Below are 18,621 nucleotides of genomic sequence, written 5' to 3'. Positions count from 1 at the left end.
AGATAAATAGATAGATGACTCATACTGCTCATAATAAATTAGTTAGTTTTATTTGGTCCATTGCCGATGATTGCCTTCGCGACGTATATGTACGAGGTAAGTATCGTGATATTATTTTGCCCTTTGTTGTATTAAGGCGTATCGATTCCTTGCTGGAAACGACAAAAGATGCGGTACTAGAGGAAGTGCGCTATCAGCGGGAGGATGCAGGCCAGATCGAACTCGATCCCGATGGTCTTAGACATGCATCCAAGTATGTGTTTTATAACACATCACCGTGGACAATGGAGAAGCTCAAAGGCACAGCGACCAATTCGCAACAAAAATTGGTGGCTAATTTTGAAGAGTATCTGCTTGGCTTTTCTGCCAATGTGCAAGAGATTATCGAGAAGTTTAATCTGCGTGCGCAGATACGTCACATGGCAACCAAAGATGTATTGTTGGATGTCCTGGAAAAGTTTACTTCTCCTTATATCAACCTGACACCGCTAACAAAGAACGATCCCGAGGGACGTCTATTGCCAGCGTTGTCCAACCTGGGAATGGGTTATGTATTCGAAGAGCTGATCCGCAAATTCAACGAAGAGAATAACGAAGAGGCCGGAGAGCACTTTACACCACGTGAAGTCATTCAGTTAATGACCCACTTGGTCTTCGAACCTTTAAAAGATCATCTACCCAATATTATTACCATCTATGACCCTGCCTGTGGAAGTGGGGGGATGCTTACCGAAAGTGAAAACTATCTTGTCGAAGATGACGCCTTTAAATATAAAGGGGATGTCTACTTGTATGGTAAGGAGATCAATGACGAGACTTATGCCATCTGTAAGTCCGATATGATGATTAAGGGCAAGGATCCAGAGAATATTCGTGTCGGTTCTACATTATCGACCAATGAGTTTTCGGATATGAAGTTCGACTTCATGTTGTCCAATCCACCTTATGGTAAATCTTGGGCTTCAGAGCAGAAGTACATCAAAGATGGTAAGGATGTTATCGATACCCGTTTTCAGATCAAACTTAAAGACTATTGGGGCAACTGGGAAACCGTAGATGCTACACCGCGTAGTTCCGATGGACAGCTCCTTTTCTTGATGGAAATGGTGGATAAGATGAAAGCTCCTACTTCCAATAAGATAGGTAGCCGTATTGCATCTGTGCACAACGGCTCATCACTTTTTACAGGTGATGCAGGTTCTGGTGAAAGCAACATCCGTCGGTATATTATCGAGAACGATCTATTGGATGCAATTGTTCAGATGCCCAATAACTTGTTCTATAACACGGGTATAACCACTTATGTTTGGTTATTAAACAATAATAAGCCAGCTGCGCGAAAAGGACATGTACAATTGCTTGATGCCAATAAGCTGTTTCAAAAATTACGTAAAAACCTGGGGAGCAAGAACTCTGAGTTTTCACCAGCACAGATAGGGGAGATCGTTAAAAATTATCTTGAGAACCGATCCGAGAGCGCGGAGAATGATCTGCTTCAAGTTAAACGCTTTAAGAACACAGACTTTGGCTACTATAAAGTCAATATCGAACGTCCAAAAAGACTTAAGTCACAGTTTACAGCAATTGCTTTGGACGAATTACGTTTTGATAAAGTCCTCAAGTACCGATGCAGGCCCTGTACGAAACCTATGGCGACCTAGTTTATACCGACCTTGCTAGCAAAAGCGAAGAGATCAACCAGCGTGCTGAGAAAGAAGATTGGGGACTCAACAAAAAGCAGTTGGCTAAGCTGATCGAAGCAGCTACCTGGAATAAACCCAAAGCACTATATGACGCAGCTCTTGTGCTGTGGTCGCATATTGGCGATAATGAGTTTAAGGATTTTAATGCCTTTTCAAGTTTGGTGGACGATACCTGCAAAAAGCATAAGATTACCCTTGCTGCTACGGAAAAGAAAGCGATCTTATCGGCGATAAGCACTTACGATGCCGAAGCAGAGAAAGTGATCAAAAAGATCGAAAAGATTACGGGTGATAAAAAAGTCCAATTGCTTAATCATTTAGGTTGCTCCGAGGAGCAGTTGCCATTGTTTGGGTATTATGCAACTGCTAAAGCAGGGGAGTATACCGTATACGAGACCGAGAGTGATCTGCGAGACAGCGAACAAATTCCATTGGATGAATCCATTATCAGCTATTTTGAGCGTGAGGTGCTTCCGCATGTAGAGGAGGCCTGGATCAATCTGGATTCTGTCAAGATCGGTTATGAGATCTCCTTCAACAAATATTTCTATAAGCATACACCATTACGCTCTATCGAAGAAGTCAAGGCAGATCTCTTGGCATTAGAAGAACAGGCAGATGGCTTATTGCAAGATATTTTAAACTTCTAGGTTATGGAGCCACAAAGTAATCTACTTATTTATCAAAGTGAAGACGGTGTTACCCGTATCGAGACACGTTTAGAGGGCGAAACGGTATGGCTGACATTGGAACAGATGAGCGAGCTGTTCCAAAAATCTAAGTCCACAATCAATGAGCACGTGCTTAATATCTTCAAGGAAGAGGAACTGGTTGAGGATGAGGTAAAGAGAAAAATCGGAATTTCCGATTTTTCTACCAAGCCTACTAATTATTACAATCTCGATGTCATTATCTCCGTAGGCTACCGTGTCAAGAGTCATCAGGGCACCAAGTTCCGCCAATGGGCTACGGCGCGTTTACGCGAATATATCGTCAAAGGCTTTACCATGAATGATGAGTTGTTGAAGCAAGCTGGAGGAGGCAATTACTTTGACGAGTTATTGGCTCGCATCCGTGATATACGCTCATCCGAAAAAGTCTTTTGGCGCAAAGTGTTGGATATCTATGCCACGAGTATTGATTACGACCCTAAGACGGAGGTCTCACAGCACTTTTTCAAAACTGTACAGAACAAGATGCATTTTGCTACGCATGGAAATACAGCCGCTGAGATTATTTACAAACGCATTGATGCCGATAAACCGAATCTTGGACTAACGAACTTCAAAGGCGAACAACCAAGCAAACAAGAAATACAGGTTGCTAAAAATTATTTGACAGAGGAGGAACTTAATATTCTCAATCGTACGGTAACAGCCTATTTGGAGTTAGCCGAATTGCAGGCACTCAATCGTAAGCCGATGTATATGCAGGACTGGATTACGCGTCTAGATGATTTTCTACGTATGGTGGGTAATGAGGTATTACAACATGCCGGAGCAGTAAGCCATGATCAAGCAGTGAAAAAGGCGGAGCTTGAATATGCTAAGTACAAGGAGAAGACCAAAAATGAATTATCCAAAGTGGAGAAGGATTTTGTCGCCTTCATTGATACCACAGCCAAAAGTCTAGAAAGTAAAAAGAAGAAGTAGCATGCAGCGATACGAAAAATATAAAGATAGCCGGATAGACTGGTTGGGGAAGATTCCTGTAAATTGGGAAACAGAAAAAGGAAAATGGTTATTTATTAAAAATGAGAGGCCAGTTCTAGCCGATTACGACGTTATTACATGTTTTAGAGATGGAGAAGTTACTCTAAGAAAAAATAGACGTGAGGATGGATTCACCAATTCATTAAAAGAAATTGGTTACCAAGGAGTATTAAAAGGAGACTTGGTGATCCATCAAATGGATGCTTTCGCTGGTGCAATCGGTGTTTCCGATTCAGATGGTAAATCCACTCCAGTTTATTCAGTGTGTTCACCAAGAGTTAGCAACGTTTCGAACTACTTTTATGCTTATTATCTTAGATCAATGGCTTTAGCTGGTGTAATTTCGAGTTTAGCTAAGGGAATTAGAGAAAGAAGTACTGATTTTAGATTTAACGACTTTTCTAATCTAATATATCCTCTTCCTCCAATTAGTGAACAAGAAGCTATCGCTAAATTTCTAGACGACAAATGTGAGAAAATTGATTCAGCTATACACTTCAAAGAGCAACAAATTGAAAAGCTTAAGGAATTCCGTCAGATTACCATCCACAATGCTGTCACTAAGGGAGTTCGACATTCTAAGGGAGAGGTTGTCCAAATGAAAGATTCAGGAATCGAATGGATTGGGAAAGTGCCAGAGGATTGGGAAGTGAAGAGGTTAAAATATACTTGTCTAATCAATCAAAAATCATTGTCGGAAACAACGGATAAAAATCAGGAACTTGATTATGTTGATATAGGTAGCGTTTCTTTAACGCATGGAATTGAAAAAACTGAATCATATTTATTTGGCAATTCGCCATCAAGAGCAAGAAGAATTGCAAGTGTGAATGATACAATTATTTCAACTGTAAGAACGTATTTAAAAGCAATTGATTTTATTGATGAGAGCAAATCTAAGTTTATTTTTTCTACTGGCTTTGCAATTTTAACTCCTAATGGTGTCTCGCCGAAATATTTAGCTAATGTGGTTAGAAGTAATGTATTTACCGATCAAGTTAGTTTTGCATCTAAGGGAATGAGTTATCCAGCAATCAATTCTACTGATTTAGGCTGTTTGTGGATACCAATTCCTCCTGTATCAGAACAAAAAGCCATAATCACCCATTTACAAGAGCAAACCTCAAAAATTGATAAAGCGATTAGTCAAAGGCAAGAACAGATTGTTAAACTCAAAGAATACAAGCAAAGTTTAATTAACGAGGTAGTAACAGGAAAGATAAAAGTAACAGGATAGTTCTTATTAATCAATTTTAAATCAAAATTTGAATGAAGGGGAAAACTATTTTTACAAAACTAGAAGCGTTGGCAATTGAGGAGCTCATTGAGCAAAAATGCAATGCATCTTCGGATAAGCAGAAAGGCATTCGGGCTAAGATTCGTACGTTAGGATTTTATGCGAGTGATTTCGGCGTAGGCAACGGCTACACTGTAAATGATTTTAGACGTGTGGCCAAGATCATTGAAACGAAGGATGCGACTTTAGTAGATCAAGCTCCAATCAAGACCGTGTTGAAGGAGAAGGCGAAAAGTCCAATTTTACAAAGTAGTTTTGAAATGTTAAGCCTCAATCATGCAGAGAATATTATTACTCAACTAAAAGATTTTGATTTCCAAGGTTTTGTTACTATTAATCATGTTAGACAAAATAATAAAATAATACCTCAAACACAGGGCGTGTATATAATATTAAATACAGCAAAAAAATACACTTTTCGGGAAATAGGCTCCGGTGGTTATTTTAAGGGTAAAGATCCTAATGTATCGCTGGATGAATTAAAAGCTAATTGGGTAGATAATAGTCACATTGTATATGTTGGAAAAGCGGGTTCAACTACCAGTCTATCAACTTTGCGATCAAGGTTAATACAATACTTTCAGTTTGGCCAAGGAAAGGCCGTCGGACATCAAGGCGGCAGATATATCTGGCAATTGGAAAAGGCCGAAGAACTCACTGTGTGCTGGAAAACTATAGAAGGTATTGAACCAACAACGGTAGAGACAAATTTGATAAAAGAGTTTACGCGCTATTACGGAAAGCGACCTTTTGCTAATTTAAAAGATTAATAAATTTATTAGCCAATAACTATTCAATTCATGACCTCAAAATATAACGAACAAGCTTTAGAATCCCTTATTGAAAAGGCACTTACAGGATCATCATTGGAAGATCTGAAAGAGCAGGGGACAACCATTGCAGATGCCAACGATAAATATGGGCAATATCTGTCCGGAAAAGGGTACTATCTGGGCGATCCACTCGATTTCGACAAGAGCTATGCATTAGATGCACACCGGTTTTGGAATTTCCTTCAGGCTACGCAGGCCAAAGAACTTGCTAAATTGCAAGTCTATGGCGATTGGAAACTTAAGATCTTGGAACGTTATGATCGTATGGTCAAAAAGTATGGCGTATTGCGTGTACTTAAGAAAGGAATAGATGTGGATAATGCACATTTTACCCTTTTCTATGAAGCACCCAGTGCTAGCAGTGCGCAGGCTGTACAGAATAATTTTGAACATAATCAATTTGCTGTAACCCGACAAGTGCGTTACTCCAATCTCAATCCAGGGGAAGAAATTGATATGGTCATCACAGTCAACGGCATACCACTTTGTACGATTGAACTAAAGAATACCTGGACCGGCCAGACTGCCGCGGTGCAAGGAATACACCAGTATAGACATACGCGTGATAGTAATCAACCTTTATTGCAGTTCGGGCGTTGTTTAGTACATTTTGCTGTTGATACGGACGAAGCGTATATGACAACCAAACTTCAAGGAAAGGACACCTTCTTCCTGCCCTTTAATAAAGGCGATAATATGGGCAAGGGAAATCCTGTAAATCCTAATGGACACCGGACAGCCTATCTTTGGGAAGAAACATTTAGCAAAGAAAGCTGGGCTAGCATTATACAGCATTTTATGCTGTTAGAGGGTAAAGATAGCGATCCGCTTAGTAAGAAGTTCTACATCTTTCCGAGGTACCATCAGTTGGATGTGGTGCAACAGTTAATAGCTGATGTACGTAAACAAGGAGTTGGTAGCACCTATTTGGTACAACATTCCGCTGGTTCTGGTAAATCCAATTCCATTACGTGGACAGCCTTTCAGCTTATCGAAGTGGAAGACCAGCAAGGTATGCCGCTTTTCGATTCCGTTATCGTAGTTACTGATAGAAGGGTATTGGATCGGCAATTGCGCGATAACATTAAGAGCTTCTCCGAGGTGAAAAATATTATTGGTGCAGCATTTTCTTCCAGCGATCTGAGACTGGCTCTCGAAAGCGGAAAGCGTATCGTTATTACCACCATACAAAAATTCCCACATATCCTTGAGGATATCGATGACATGAGCGATAAACGCTTTGCTATTATTATCGACGAAGCGCATAGTAGCCAAGGTGGCTCAGCAGCGGATAAGATGAATCAGGTTTTGGGTAAGTTGGATACGAACGAAGAGGGCGAGGTCGATGCACAGGATTTAATCCTGCGTGCGATGGAAGCTCGTAAGATGCGTCAAAATGCGTCCTATTTTGCTTTCACAGCAACACCTAAAAATGCTACGCTAGAGCGTTTCGGTACCAAACAAGCCGACGGATCTTTTAAGCCCTTTCATCTGTATTCAATGAAGCAGGCGATAGAGGAAGGGTTTATTTTAGATGTATTGGCGAACTATACCACCTTCCGCAGCTACTACCAATTACAAAAGTCTGTTGAGGATAATCCTGAATTCAATACCAGCAAGGCACAGAAACGTTTAAAAGCCTTTGTAGAGCGTGATCCCCGAACCATACAGGCCAAAGCACGGATTATGCTACAGCATTTTCTACAGCAGGTTTATTACAAAAAGCTGCTCAAAGGAAAAGCGAAGGCGATGGTCGTTACGCAGAGTATCGAATCGGCTATACGCTACTATCAAGCCTTGAAGCTTATACTAGCAGAATACGACAATCCTTTTAAAATTGTTATTGCGTTTTCAGGGAAAAAGCTTGTGGATGGTATTGAGTATACCGAAGCATCTTTGAATGGATTTCCAGATTCAGAGACCAAAGACAAATTTGACGAGGATGACAATCGTATCCTTGTGGTCGCCAATAAATACCTTACGGGTTTTGATCAGCCCAAGCTGACCACAATGTATGTAGATAAGAAATTGCAGGGCGTATTATGTGTACAGGCACTTTCCAGACTTAACCGTTCAGCCAATAAATACGGAAAGAAAACAGAAAATCTTTTTGTATTAGATTTCTTCAATGATGGTGCTGATATCAAAGCCGCATTTGATCCATTTTATACGGCGACATCCCTGAGTGGTGCTACCGACGTCAATGTGCTGCATGATCTCAAAGATAGCCTTGATGATTCCGGTATTTACGAGTGGCATGAGGTTGAGATTTTCAATACCAAGTTTTTTCAAAGTGTACCGGCAGATCAATTGAGCCCTATTATTGACCAAGCTGCATTACGATTTAATAATACTCTGGATTTAAATGAAGAGCAAAAAGCGGATCTCAAGATCAAGGCTAAGCATTTTGTAAAAGTGTATGGGCAAGTGGCTGCGGTGATCAGTTTTGAAAATATGTTTTGGGAAAAGCTATTTTGGTTCCTAAAATTCCTTATTCCTAAGATGATCATAAAGCGCAAAGAAGATGAACTGTTGGATGAGTTATTGGATGCAGTAGATTTGTCAACATATGGTATTGAGCGTGTACGCCTCAATGAATCGCTACTACTTGACAAGGGTGAAAGCACGTTAGATCCTGCCAATGCCAATCCGCGTGGCGCGCATGGTGATGATGAGACCGATGCTTTGGATAAGATTATTCGCGATTTTAATGATCGCTGGTTTGCGGATTGGGAAGCAACGCCAGAGGATAAGCGTCAGGTATACGAGACATTTACCCAGCGTATCGCAGATCATCCGGATTACCAGCAAAAGTATGTAGATAATTTGGACCCTTATACGCGAGAACTTGCCTATAAGAAGATATTTGATGATGTAGCTCTTTCCATGCGTAAGTTTCAGATGGAATTTGCGAAACGTTTAATGGATGATCAATTTAAACAGGAATTTCGGAATAGTACACAACGTTATTTGGAGAGGTAGTGAGCAGTATTTTTAATTAGCAAGTATTTATTAATTTTCAGAAAATTAAAATGGGGAGACAAGCTACAGATGTGGACGCACAAATTCAGTTACTCAAGGATAGAGGGCTGTATATTGATGACGATGAAAAAGCCAAAGAATATTTATTAGATATTGGGTATTATCGGCTGGGTTTTTATTGGCATTACTTTGAAGTGGATGAAAATCACAATCTTCGTGAGGGGATCAGTCTTGATGATATTATCAAACTCTATTATTTCGACGTTGATTTGCGGAATCTTTTGGGAAAATATTTATACAGAATTGAAGTCCATTTTCGAACGCAGGTAGTCTATCATGTTTCTAATCACTATCTACAATCTCCAACTTGGTTCAATGATCCTAGAGTAGTGCATGCCCCATTTATTCAAAAGTTGCCGAAGATCTATAACGATAAATTTAAATCTAAAAACGTTCCTATACGAGATCATCATGCTAAATATATTAACGATATCTATGCCCCGACCTGGAAAACGTTGGAATTTTTTACATTTGGTCAGGTATATACCCTTTTTAAAAGTTTGAAAGAAGATATTGTTAAGCAAAAAGTTTCAGATGTATATCAAATAAGAGACATAGATGTGCTTGAAAATCATATTTTAGCCCTAATCAATATTCGAAATATTTGTAGTCACAGTGGTGTTTTATTTGATTGTAATCAACCTTTAGGTATCCGAAGAATTCCCAACAAACGATATAGATTAAGAACACGTAATCAAACGAATCTTAATGCGTCAATTCGTCTAATTCTTTTTGTATTGAGTAAAGTTTCTCAAAATAGAGCTGATGATTTAGAGAGAGAACTCATAGCTCTGTTCGCTAGTGCTAGAACTAATGGAGCTGTAAATGAAATGATTGATCAACATATAGTTTTTGATCTTGCTATTTAATAGAAAAGTTTGTATATTTGTACCGTAGTTAGTGCCCCTCTATACTCTATTGCTATAGAGCAGCACTTTAAAACAAGAATTTATAAAACCCAACTCTTTTTAGGCGTTGGGTTTTCTTTTTTACCTTATTATGTATCCGGCCTATGAACTACATTTCAGTTGATTTTTTTAAGTTCTGTGGGTAAAGCTCTTTTATATTCTTGTGGTTTATTGACGCTATATTCATTATTGTATGTTTTAACCACAGAAATGGGTTCACCTCATGGTTTTTGCAGATAGCGAAGAAAGAGTAGATCATTGCTGATCGCTTTGCTGCCTCATGGCTTCCGGCGAACAACCAATTTTTGCGTCCCAGAGCAACAGGGCGAATGGCATTCTCGATAAGGTTATTGTCAATCTGCAGATTCCCGTCGCGCAGATATTCCGAGAGCATGTCCCAGCGTACGTATGCAGGAGAATGAACGGTATTTTAGAAGTAGGTTGAGGAAATGATTTTAAAAAAATCTACTTAATCATCAAATATGCCAAAATTTAAGTTTCTACTTTCATGTAAGTAGATTTATTGTTTGGAAAACTCAAGTCAAATTCCGATGTTTGATTACCGTAGCAATATTGAGTAGATCGATATTGTTAATGAAAAGTATAACCTCTGTCATTTAAATTTCTTAGATAAACATTTGTCAAAGATATAGCTTTATTGTACATGTGTTTAAGTTAGCGGAAAATAATTACAGATAATTAAAAACTGAATCAAATTAATAATATGGGAAATACATTTGGACTGGAAATACAAGAGGCGAGAAATGTCCCTTCCAGTAGAAAATATTGGTTTATAAGAACATTTGGGGGGCAATTATTTAGTTATTTTTATGAACGAGAAAAGGTCGGTATAATTGGGAACTCAGTGCCTTTGGAGTACATTAAAAATGGACGATATGATAATACCACTTTTACAACACTTCAACAATATATATATCAAAACGAGGTACAAGAAAATCAAAGTGAAGCTACTAAGTTAGCGAATCAACTGTTAAGATTTTATCATGATGTGAAGATTGGGGATGTTGTAATGATGCCATCAGCTGATAGTGACTATATTGCGATTGGTTTAATAGATTCGGATATAAAAATAGAAAAAACCACTGGGATCGTAAAACATAACGATAAAGATGAGTCTTATCCTGAGAAAATTAGAAAGGTAAAATGGCAAAAGATTTTACCAAAAAGTGAGGTTGTTGGTGATCTACGTTCTTTATTTTCATCTCGCCTAGGGTTGACTAATGCTGACAAATATGGCGATTTTATTGAAAGTAATCTTTCAAGTGTATTTGTTAAAGAAGAAATGACATATGGGACATTTTATATCAATCAAGATGAGAATATAAATGCCTTCGAACTGAAGAGATTCTTAGATGCGATCACTACCCTATATACTGAACTTTGTAAAGAAAATGGTTATGAAGTTGATGAAGAATTATACATAAAGATAAAAGTTCAATCTAGAGGAAGCGCAATCTTAATAGGGGGCTGTGTTGGTGCAATTACAGCAATTATTATGTATCTCAGTTTATTCTCCAATAATCTAGAATTAAAAGCAAAGGCCGCTAGTGTTTTAGACATAGATATAAAATATGATGGGAACGCGCTTGATGCCTACAACAAATATAAATCAGAGGATCTGGATATAGATTATAAAAAGGATTCTCTTGCTCGAAAAAGTGAATTAGAACAACTTCGTCATAAGATAGATGTCCAGCTGTTACAAGACTCACTTAATAAAATACAAAATAATACTCTCAAAACGGCAGTTAAAGAACTTGCGGATTCATCAAAACATATGCAAACTGAACCAATTGAATCTTCGGAAAAGTCATTAGCACAGATTAAGAAGGATTGACGAAAAAGTTTTAAAAAATATAATAGATAAGACCAAGGCCATTATTGATATAGCTAAAGCTAAACTTTTGTCACCTATTTTTTTGTCAAAAGCGAATACTTTATAGCCAATAAAATATAAAGGGCTATAAAATAGGAAGAATGCTATCGCTATTACACAAAACGCAAAAATAATGAAGACAAACATTTCTATTAATTTCTAGGTCTTATCAAATGTAAGAACTTCTGTTAAATAAGACAAAGTATTAGCAAAAAAGTTTAAGCGATTACGAGATATAGAAAAATTTAATTGCAATTTGGTATTTTGATATAGATGGGTATGAACTATAAACTTTCAGCAAGAAGCAAATCAAAAAGCTAAGAAGGCTTAAAACTTTTGGAGAAGTTTTATAAGTCTTAATTATGGAGGAACAATGCAGAATGGCAAAAAATAGCACAAGGTTTATAAAGGTAAAATTAGTGGAAACAGATAGCATTCAAAATTATACACTAGAACAATGATCACTAAAAATATAAGTTCGATAACTCAATATATTGATGAAGTAAAGTCAATAAATTTTAATGAAAATTTCTATGGACATAATTTATGGTTCAGGGCAGAAAACTCTAAATTTGATAAAACCTATCTCATACCAAACTTGTATCGGGAGTATATAATTGGGCCTGCCGCTACTGTAGAGTTTTATATAAAGGAATGGAATCTCAGAGCTGTTTTCCGAAATGAAGCCTACCCTTTTTTAAGGAAATTCGACCTTATAAATGATGATCTTGGAACATCTTTCGTTATGCAGCATTATAGTTCGCATACTAGACTTTTAGATTGGACGGAGAATTCACTAATAGCTTTATTTTTTGCTGTTGAGAATGTTTATAGTAATAATGATGCTTTTATATGGGTATTAGATCCTTTTAAATTAAATTCATCAACAAATAAATTTGTAAGTGGCATTGACGTCGAAGAATTAAGATTATATCCCTCAATAAACCCTGAGAAAGAAGTTTTGAGCTATTTTGATATTGATTTACTAAAGGCCAAATCTAACGAAGTTAAATATCCAATTGCGTTAAAACCATTTTATATAGATGATCGAATGAAAAGTCAAAATTCATGTTTTACTTTGTTTGGACATGAACTGGATGGATTAAAGCTACATCCGTTTGATAGCGATTTTCTTAAACAAATAGTAATTCCTTATAAACACTTTAGACAAATAAAAAAGGATCTTTATCAATTAGGGATTTCTTATGATTCTATTTATCCAGGACTGGAAGGCATTTCAAAAAAAACTGTGTATGCTTTTGATGAATATTTTATCTAATTAAAATTAACTGCTAATGCAGCTCTATAGGAAAAGAACGTGAAGTAAAATTTTTCAAAATAATAATTTTTTCAAAATGGCGATTAAATGAGTCTGCGACATTATACTTGCGTCAAATAAAAATAAATTAAATATGGGATATTTTAGCGAATTAATGATTGAACGTTATAATGATTATGTGACTGATGCATTAGCTGAGCATTGGGGGATAGACTATTATGAATTGGCTAAATATGAATATGATCTTATAGAAAATCAGTCTAAGGATGGTTTGATTACTGGATTTACTGTCAACTTTCATAGGGATGTTCCAAAAGAATTTTTGACAAGAATTCCTGGTGTCGATGACCGAAAAGTGAAGGTAGATGCTTCTGTAATTATAGATGCGGAGCCTTATGAGTATGAGTTTGAAGCTATTACAGAGACTAGCAAACTTTTAGATAACTTTGAAAAGGAAATAGTTAATTTGCGTCGATTGAATAACCTTGATCTTGGAAATAAAGATCTAGAAGTTATATTAAGGCGTCAGGTTTATATAGCAGCAATTACTACCATGGAAACTTTTCTGTCGGAAACATTTGTTAAAGTGGTGACAAATAGCGAATTATTTATGGAAAAGTTTGTCAGATCCCACCCAGCTTTTAAAGATAGAAAGTTCACCTTAGATCAAATTTACGATAAATACAACTCTATTGGAGATATAGCTAAGAAAACTATGTTAGAAACTATTTATCATGATCTTGTAAAAGTACGTATGATGTATTCAACAACGTTAGATATAACATTCCCATTCATTGGTGATGTTATGCGATGTGTGAAAGTGCGTCATGATCTTGTGCATCGCAATGGAAAATCTAATGAGGGTGATGTTCATACAATTGATAAGGCTACAGTTGAAAATACAATAAAAATTGTTGAAAAGCTAGTGGCTGATCTAGCTGAAACAATGGGGTTATTCATTATGCCTTTTTAAGTTAGTTTAAATAATCTTATTGGATTATTCCTCTGACACAGTTCAGGTTACAGTCTCGAGATATTTTATTAGTTTGTAAATTATAGATTAAGAATTCCGGCAGCCTTCATTTTTTCAAGTATGAGCTTTAATATATTATTAGCGACAATAAAATTATTGATTTGTCCATCTAAAATAACTAGTTGTTTTTCTCCGTGAAATAAGTTGTTACGGAAACGATAACAAATTATCAGCAAAGCTTTCAAAACCATTACTGGATTTTGTTCACTTTTAGTCAAGACTGCTTTAACTTCGGCTTTTGCGCCCTGATCATTTGCACCTGATCTAAATTTCAATCCGTCCAGAGAATAGGGACTTTGACCAGTAGGATCAAAATAGCGTTTGGAGAAATAATCAACAAATTCATCAAATTCACCTGCTACAAGGGGAACATTTTGATGGATTTGATCAACCAGATGTCTAATTTTAGCAATATTAGCGTCCTTTCCCAGTGTTACATCTTCTAGTAAATTCCAAAGTAGTAAGAAGTTCCTTATTCGAGATATCCCCTCTTTTTTTAGCCCATCAGCATTTTTAAGAAATCCGATTAACCAATCTATCTCATCAAATTCATTAATTGCCATTACCTAACTCAGTATTTTTTGAACTCATCTTCAATCTATTAATAAACATCTTCGGAATAGAGGCTCAACTTCCTCCCTCTAATTCCTTCATCTCTTCCACTAAATCAGCAATTGCCTTAATCAAATCTAAAATCGCTTTCCTTAATAACATCGTACTGAACGATTTTTTTAAGAACACTTTTATTATTTATCTGCCTTCGTGCTCGTTTGCCAAATCAATAAAAAATATGTAGATAACTTTAATAGCTTAGTGTATTATCTTTCTTTTTCTTCCCCTTCGTAATATTTTTCTGCATAAATAGTTCTTGCATAGGAGCCAATGTTGTAATTGACGGTTTTGGCAGTTTCCAGTAAATGGATTGGATTAATACCAAGTATTTGCCCAAGTGAACCTGCTTCTTCATATTTTAAAGAAGCTAATCCAGCTTCTAGGTCCTTATATCTTTCAATATCAATATTCGCTTCCTTAGCAACAGTTTCTTGTATCAGTTCTTTTTTTATTCGCAATTCCGCAAGTAAGGTTTGTGCCATAGTCTTCTAAAATATTATTTAATTTAATGCTTTCTCTAATTGCTTTTGTAAAAAATTAATATTCTTTCTTAATTCCGCAATTTCGGATTTTAGATGTCGAATCTGGTTATTCTTATCTTCGATGATTTCTTCATAAAGATTTTCCTCCTTCAAAGATAAGCTTTCTTTTATGATATTAGAGTTGATTATTGTTCTACTTTTTCTCCCAAGGTTATAGTTTATGATTGAATCTTTATCCTCGGAAAAGATAGCTATTGGAACATTATACAGTTCAGCTAATTTGGTGGCACGCTCTATTGAAAGTTTTGTTTTGTCTTGCTCTAGGCTGCAATAAGAAGGTTGACTAATGTTTAATTCATTCGCGACAAATTCCTGTGACCACGCATGTTCGTCTCTGAGGGCTCTTAATATTGTTCCGGTACTCATGGCTAAAATTTTATAGGCTATGTCTATGTTATTATAAGAATTCATTATAATAATATAGAAATCAGTTTGTTATTTTTGAAAAAGCTAAGGTAAATGTACTCATTTTATTTTGATTTTTAGAATGAACTACCTGCTTTTAGGATAGTAATTAATGAGTCTTACTTCTCCATTCTGACGCATCGGAGTAAGGCAGTGGAATTATTATCCCCATACATTATTGGAATATTCTATATTTGCAATTGTATGGGGCTCCACTGTACTTCATCCCGTTAAGGCGTCAGAAACTTTTTTCGGAGAGGTGAAGAAGGTGGGCCCCATATATTTTTGCCTCGCCTCTATAAGGCTCGTTTATTTATAAAAACGAGTTATGAACAAAAAACAACAATCAAAGAACATCATCACTGCCCCCGAGTAGCTCGGCTGGTGTGGCCAAATAGGATTTGGCTTCTCTTTGCCATGGACCGCGTAACGCCAATATTATACACCTTTGTGACCCCTCATTCAAACGCGATCTGGCTCCCAGAATGAATTAATTATTACTAATGTGAACTGAGTAACATCAGGCTCCCAAAAAAGCTGATTTCGATCGGAGAGGGGATGCTATGTACTTTCGGTTAAAGATTACAGACTGAAAAATGAACGGGATTTTAGCGCTACAACTTTCTTTTGACTTGATGATTTATGATGTCCATAAGGTCGATTACGATCCTATAAAGGAGATTGAGGCGTTTTGGAATCATTATGTCTTAGATACTATTTCTGCTCATATCCTCCAGCTATTGAGTACGTATCTTAATGGTGGCTTAGGAGAAAATAGGCTCCTAAAAGATGAGGAAATGCAGGAATTTGCAACCGCATTGTATCGGGTGTTGATAGCTTACTGTATCGCCAATCATCGCAATATAGACCTGCGTAAAATGCAGCTGTCAGCACAAGCTGAAGAGCGCATCGGAAAAGAGCTAGAATTGAGCAGAAAAGTCGCTGAGTTTTTCGGTCGGTTGTCGAAATAACCACTAACAAAAAAATGATGAATAGCCAACAATTACTAGCCTTTTTAAGGGGCTATATAACCTATATATTTCAAGTACGTGTTAAGCACTACTTAAGCACAGATATAGTACTAATTACGCAAAATTTGCGTAAGAAAATTAGACAAGGAAAAACGTACTTTAAAGGTACTTCCGTCCTGCTAAAAAAGCGCTGGACGATTGGCGCTCAAAACCTTTTAAAAAATGCAGATTCTTCGGGCAGCCTTCGGCTTTTGTTTGAGGATCGTTCGACACTGCGTCGGACCAGCGTCGCCTCATCTTCGGGAACGCTTCGAGTGTTGTTCGACTGCGCTTCGGGTACGAGTCGAAGCGTACTCGAAACCCTGCCGAAGCCGAGCCGAAGAACTCCCGAACATGCCTCGAATGTGTCCCGAAGAAGTCTCAAAGCGGAGCCAGAGGCGAGTCGACGAGCGGGAGAGGTATTATCTTCTTCGGACTTTTGCCTGATCAACTTCGCTTCAGCGTCTGCCTTTCATGCCATTGGCATCGAGTTTTCATCGGGATCTCATCAGGCTACACCGATCAAAACCCGATGCGGACTCGATGAAAATCCGATGAAATGTAAAAATTCGGCAGGAATTGCTCAAAAGATGGTCGACTATAGCTTGGCACAAGAAACACACAAGCTTGACTATAGCGCGACCCTAGGTTCACCCTTGCTAAGCCCTTGTTATACTCAAGGACAACTAAAGGATTGCACAAGACCCACACAACAAAAGCAAGCATTTCAGCAGATGGGAGATTTTAGATTGACGTATGGAGTAGAATCTGAACGATCTGTTTTATGGTTCTTTAAGTCGATCTGCAAGGCTTTGGTGTTGCGAGCCAACACTTTGCTTGGATCAGTAAGTTTAGTTGTTCAGCGGGCTTTAAAATGCTTTTTGTTGATTGCAGATTATAAGCGTGTGTATCGTATGATTTTGACATGCTTGTTTTTATGTTTAGTTTCTATGTTTAGTTTATCAGCTCAGACGCCCCGCAAGGACAGCGGGGCCGATGGGCTCTCCGAGGTAAAAGGTTTAAAGGTCGGTGATCTTGTCGGCGATGATTTTTACAGTCACATGCACAAATCCGTTGACTGGAGCTCCAAAGCGGTCTCACAGACCAATCTTTCATTGCACAGGGATAAGCTGATTATATTAGACTTTTGGGCGCCATGGTGCAGTCCCTGCTTAGGCTCTTTAAAAAAGCTTGATTCGCTAAAAAAAACTTGGGACGCAAATAAAGTGGTTATCATACCTGTTACCACCAATGGGTTGAAAGATATAACGCGAACACTGAATTATTTTTAAATGGGATTACCAATCAATATATGACGATAGTTACCTCTCGGATCGACTTATCCATCAAGCATTACCATTTATGGTATGGATCAAAGATGGCCGTGTCATAGCCACCCCGAAAACCAGTTACGCTACGACAGAGAATATAAATGCAGTGTTAACCGATAAAAAGATTGAAGTTTTTAATAAAACTGAAGTTAAGCTTATTGATACGACCAAAGCTTTGTTTACTAAAGATAACGGGCTACCTGATCATGTTTTTTACGATAGCCAAGGCTGTAAACTGGTTGGATATATTCCTGGTTACACCGAAGCTAATTTTAAAGTGTTTAAGACCAGAGATTCGCTCACGCTATATGCCGTTAATTCGACAATAGATCGCATTTACCAAGAAGCTTATAAAGACGAAATATATCCCTACCAAATTAAAAAGAAAGCAATTAGATGGGATGTGGGGATTGATTTTGCTTCCTATCTTGAAAAAAGTAAACCAAGAGAAAATTGGACTGGTGATCTCCATAAAGACAAGCAGCTGGAGGAATGGAAGAGGCAGCATTATTTAAGCATTATGGTGAGTGTTCCAAGGGATAGTGGCATCAGCATGGCGAGAAGAAAAATGCAAAAGTTGTTGGCCGACCAGGTCGAACAAAAATTTGGTCTTGACGCAAAAATACAAGATGGTGAAACGATACGTTACCCTATTTTAAAACCGTTAAATACCAGACGGCGAGCAGAGATCAAATTATCCCAAAAACTACAGCGTCGGCCAAAGAAAGGCTACGAAAACTATGCTGTTCCTTTTAGCGACCAACCACATTTTAAGTTATTCATTGAGACTGCGCTCAAGAATATAAAGTCATTGCAATTGACTGAATATAGGATCTGGGACCGTACCGGAATAGCACCTGATTTTCCAGCTAAGTTTTCTTTTCCCGTTGCTATGGCACAAGAGCAAAAGTTTGAAAAATATTCAAAATCTGCTGAAACAATATGGCCTACAGATCCTCATCGAGGAGAAACCAGTTCCTTATTTACACATAGGTCAGTCTGCTGATCATTCAAATC

At 37.5% G+C, this 18,621-nt stretch carries 16 protein-coding genes and 1 pseudogene; 13 read left to right on the top strand and 4 right to left on the bottom strand.

Annotated features, from left to right (window positions below; translation table 11 throughout):
• Window positions 1-14 precede the first annotated feature (14 nt).
• From DTA23_RS00450 to DTA23_RS00425, 7 genes are read left to right on the top strand one after another with little or no spacing between them, the layout of a single operon-like run.
• A complete protein-coding gene (locus tag DTA23_RS00450; protein ID WP_218565280.1) occupies window positions 15-1,661 on the top strand; it encodes a type I restriction-modification system subunit M in 1,647 nt (548 codons plus the stop codon).
• Entirely contained in the window at window positions 1,628-2,353 is a 726-nt protein-coding gene (locus DTA23_RS27350) for a hypothetical protein (protein ID WP_218565279.1), read from the top strand. The genes DTA23_RS00450 and DTA23_RS27350 overlap by 34 nt, the downstream gene beginning before the upstream one ends.
• Before the next feature lie 3 nt (window positions 2,354-2,356).
• Window positions 2,357-3,355, top strand: a complete 999-nt coding sequence (locus tag DTA23_RS00445; RefSeq protein WP_112373493.1) for a virulence RhuM family protein — start codon at window positions 2,357-2,359, stop codon at window positions 3,353-3,355.
• 1 nt (window position 3,356) lies between these two features.
• Window positions 3,357-4,652 (top strand): restriction endonuclease subunit S, encoded by a 1,296-nt coding sequence (locus DTA23_RS00440; RefSeq protein ID WP_112373492.1) that lies wholly within the window; start codon window positions 3,357-3,359, stop codon window positions 4,650-4,652.
• 32 nt (window positions 4,653-4,684) lie between these two features.
• A complete protein-coding gene (locus DTA23_RS27345; RefSeq protein ID WP_204990797.1) occupies window positions 4,685-5,482 on the top strand; it encodes a hypothetical protein in 798 nt (265 codons plus the stop codon).
• A gap of 30 nt (window positions 5,483-5,512) precedes the next feature.
• Window positions 5,513-8,527, top strand: a complete 3,015-nt coding sequence (locus tag DTA23_RS00430) for a type I restriction endonuclease subunit R (RefSeq protein WP_112373491.1) — start codon at window positions 5,513-5,515, stop codon at window positions 8,525-8,527.
• Window positions 8,528-8,577: 50 nt separating this feature from the next.
• Window positions 8,578-9,456 carry an Abi family protein gene (locus tag DTA23_RS00425; RefSeq protein WP_112373490.1) on the top strand — a complete coding sequence of 293 codons (879 nt, stop codon included), beginning with the start codon at window positions 8,578-8,580 and terminating at the stop codon, window positions 9,454-9,456.
• A 148-nt stretch (window positions 9,457-9,604) separates the two neighbouring features.
• Here the strand turns inward: DTA23_RS00425 and DTA23_RS00420 are convergent.
• Window positions 9,605-9,898: pseudogene (locus DTA23_RS00420) on the bottom strand (IS66 family transposase); the annotation flags it as partial.
• A 321-nt stretch (window positions 9,899-10,219) separates the two neighbouring features.
• Here DTA23_RS00420 and DTA23_RS00415 point away from each other — a divergent pair.
• The 3 genes from DTA23_RS00415 (at window position 10,220) to DTA23_RS00405 (ending at window position 13,644) form a co-directional block, all read left to right on the top strand.
• The gene (locus tag DTA23_RS00415; protein WP_112373489.1) at window positions 10,220-11,353 is read left to right on the top strand and encodes a DUF8426 domain-containing protein; all 1,134 of its coding nucleotides are present in this window, start codon (window positions 10,220-10,222) and stop codon (window positions 11,351-11,353) included.
• Window positions 11,354-11,849: 496 nt separating this feature from the next.
• Window positions 11,850-12,671: an FRG domain-containing protein gene (locus DTA23_RS00410; protein ID WP_112373488.1), complete on the top strand. Its 822-nt coding sequence runs from the start codon at window positions 11,850-11,852 to the stop codon at window positions 12,669-12,671.
• 133 nt (window positions 12,672-12,804) lie between these two features.
• Window positions 12,805-13,644, top strand: coding sequence for a hypothetical protein (locus DTA23_RS00405; protein ID WP_112373487.1), 840 nt, complete (start codon window positions 12,805-12,807; stop codon window positions 13,642-13,644).
• Window positions 13,645-13,724: 80 nt separating this feature from the next.
• Here the strand turns inward: DTA23_RS00405 and DTA23_RS00400 are convergent, their stop codons facing one another.
• The 3 genes from DTA23_RS00400 to DTA23_RS00390 form a co-directional block, all read right to left on the bottom strand.
• Window positions 13,725-14,267, bottom strand: coding sequence for a hypothetical protein (locus DTA23_RS00400; protein WP_112373486.1), 543 nt, complete (start codon window positions 14,265-14,267; stop codon window positions 13,725-13,727).
• Between the two features lie 255 nt (window positions 14,268-14,522).
• Window positions 14,523-14,798: an XRE family transcriptional regulator gene (locus DTA23_RS00395; RefSeq protein WP_112373485.1), complete on the bottom strand. Its 276-nt coding sequence runs from the start codon at window positions 14,796-14,798 to the stop codon at window positions 14,523-14,525.
• Between the two features lie 18 nt (window positions 14,799-14,816).
• Complete coding sequence (locus DTA23_RS00390; RefSeq protein WP_172462280.1) at window positions 14,817-15,224, bottom strand: helix-turn-helix domain-containing protein; 408 nt, start codon at window positions 15,222-15,224, stop codon at window positions 14,817-14,819.
• A 635-nt stretch (window positions 15,225-15,859) separates the two neighbouring features.
• Here DTA23_RS00390 and DTA23_RS00385 point away from each other — a divergent pair.
• The 3 genes from DTA23_RS00385 to DTA23_RS00375 all read left to right on the top strand — a co-directional run bounded on the left by DTA23_RS00385 (window position 15,860) and on the right by DTA23_RS00375 (window position 18,610).
• On the top strand, window positions 15,860-16,234 hold the full coding sequence (locus DTA23_RS00385) for a hypothetical protein (RefSeq protein ID WP_112373483.1): 375 nt from the start codon (window positions 15,860-15,862) through the stop codon (window positions 16,232-16,234).
• A gap of 125 nt (window positions 16,235-16,359) precedes the next feature.
• Window positions 16,360-17,565, top strand: coding sequence for a TlpA family protein disulfide reductase (locus tag DTA23_RS00380; RefSeq protein ID WP_146752975.1), 1,206 nt, complete (start codon window positions 16,360-16,362; stop codon window positions 17,563-17,565).
• A 70-nt stretch (window positions 17,566-17,635) separates the two neighbouring features.
• Window positions 17,636-18,610 (top strand): hypothetical protein, encoded by a 975-nt coding sequence (locus DTA23_RS00375; RefSeq protein WP_112373481.1) that lies wholly within the window; start codon window positions 17,636-17,638, stop codon window positions 18,608-18,610.
• Window positions 18,611-18,621: the final 11 nt, after the last annotated feature.

The organism is Sphingobacterium multivorum, assembly GCF_900457465.1.
In the GTDB taxonomy this organism is placed as follows: Bacteria; Bacteroidota; Bacteroidia; order Sphingobacteriales; family Sphingobacteriaceae; genus Sphingobacterium; species Sphingobacterium multivorum.
Note: the sequence above shows the minus strand (reverse complement) of the source record. Positions and strands in the feature narration are given on the sequence as shown.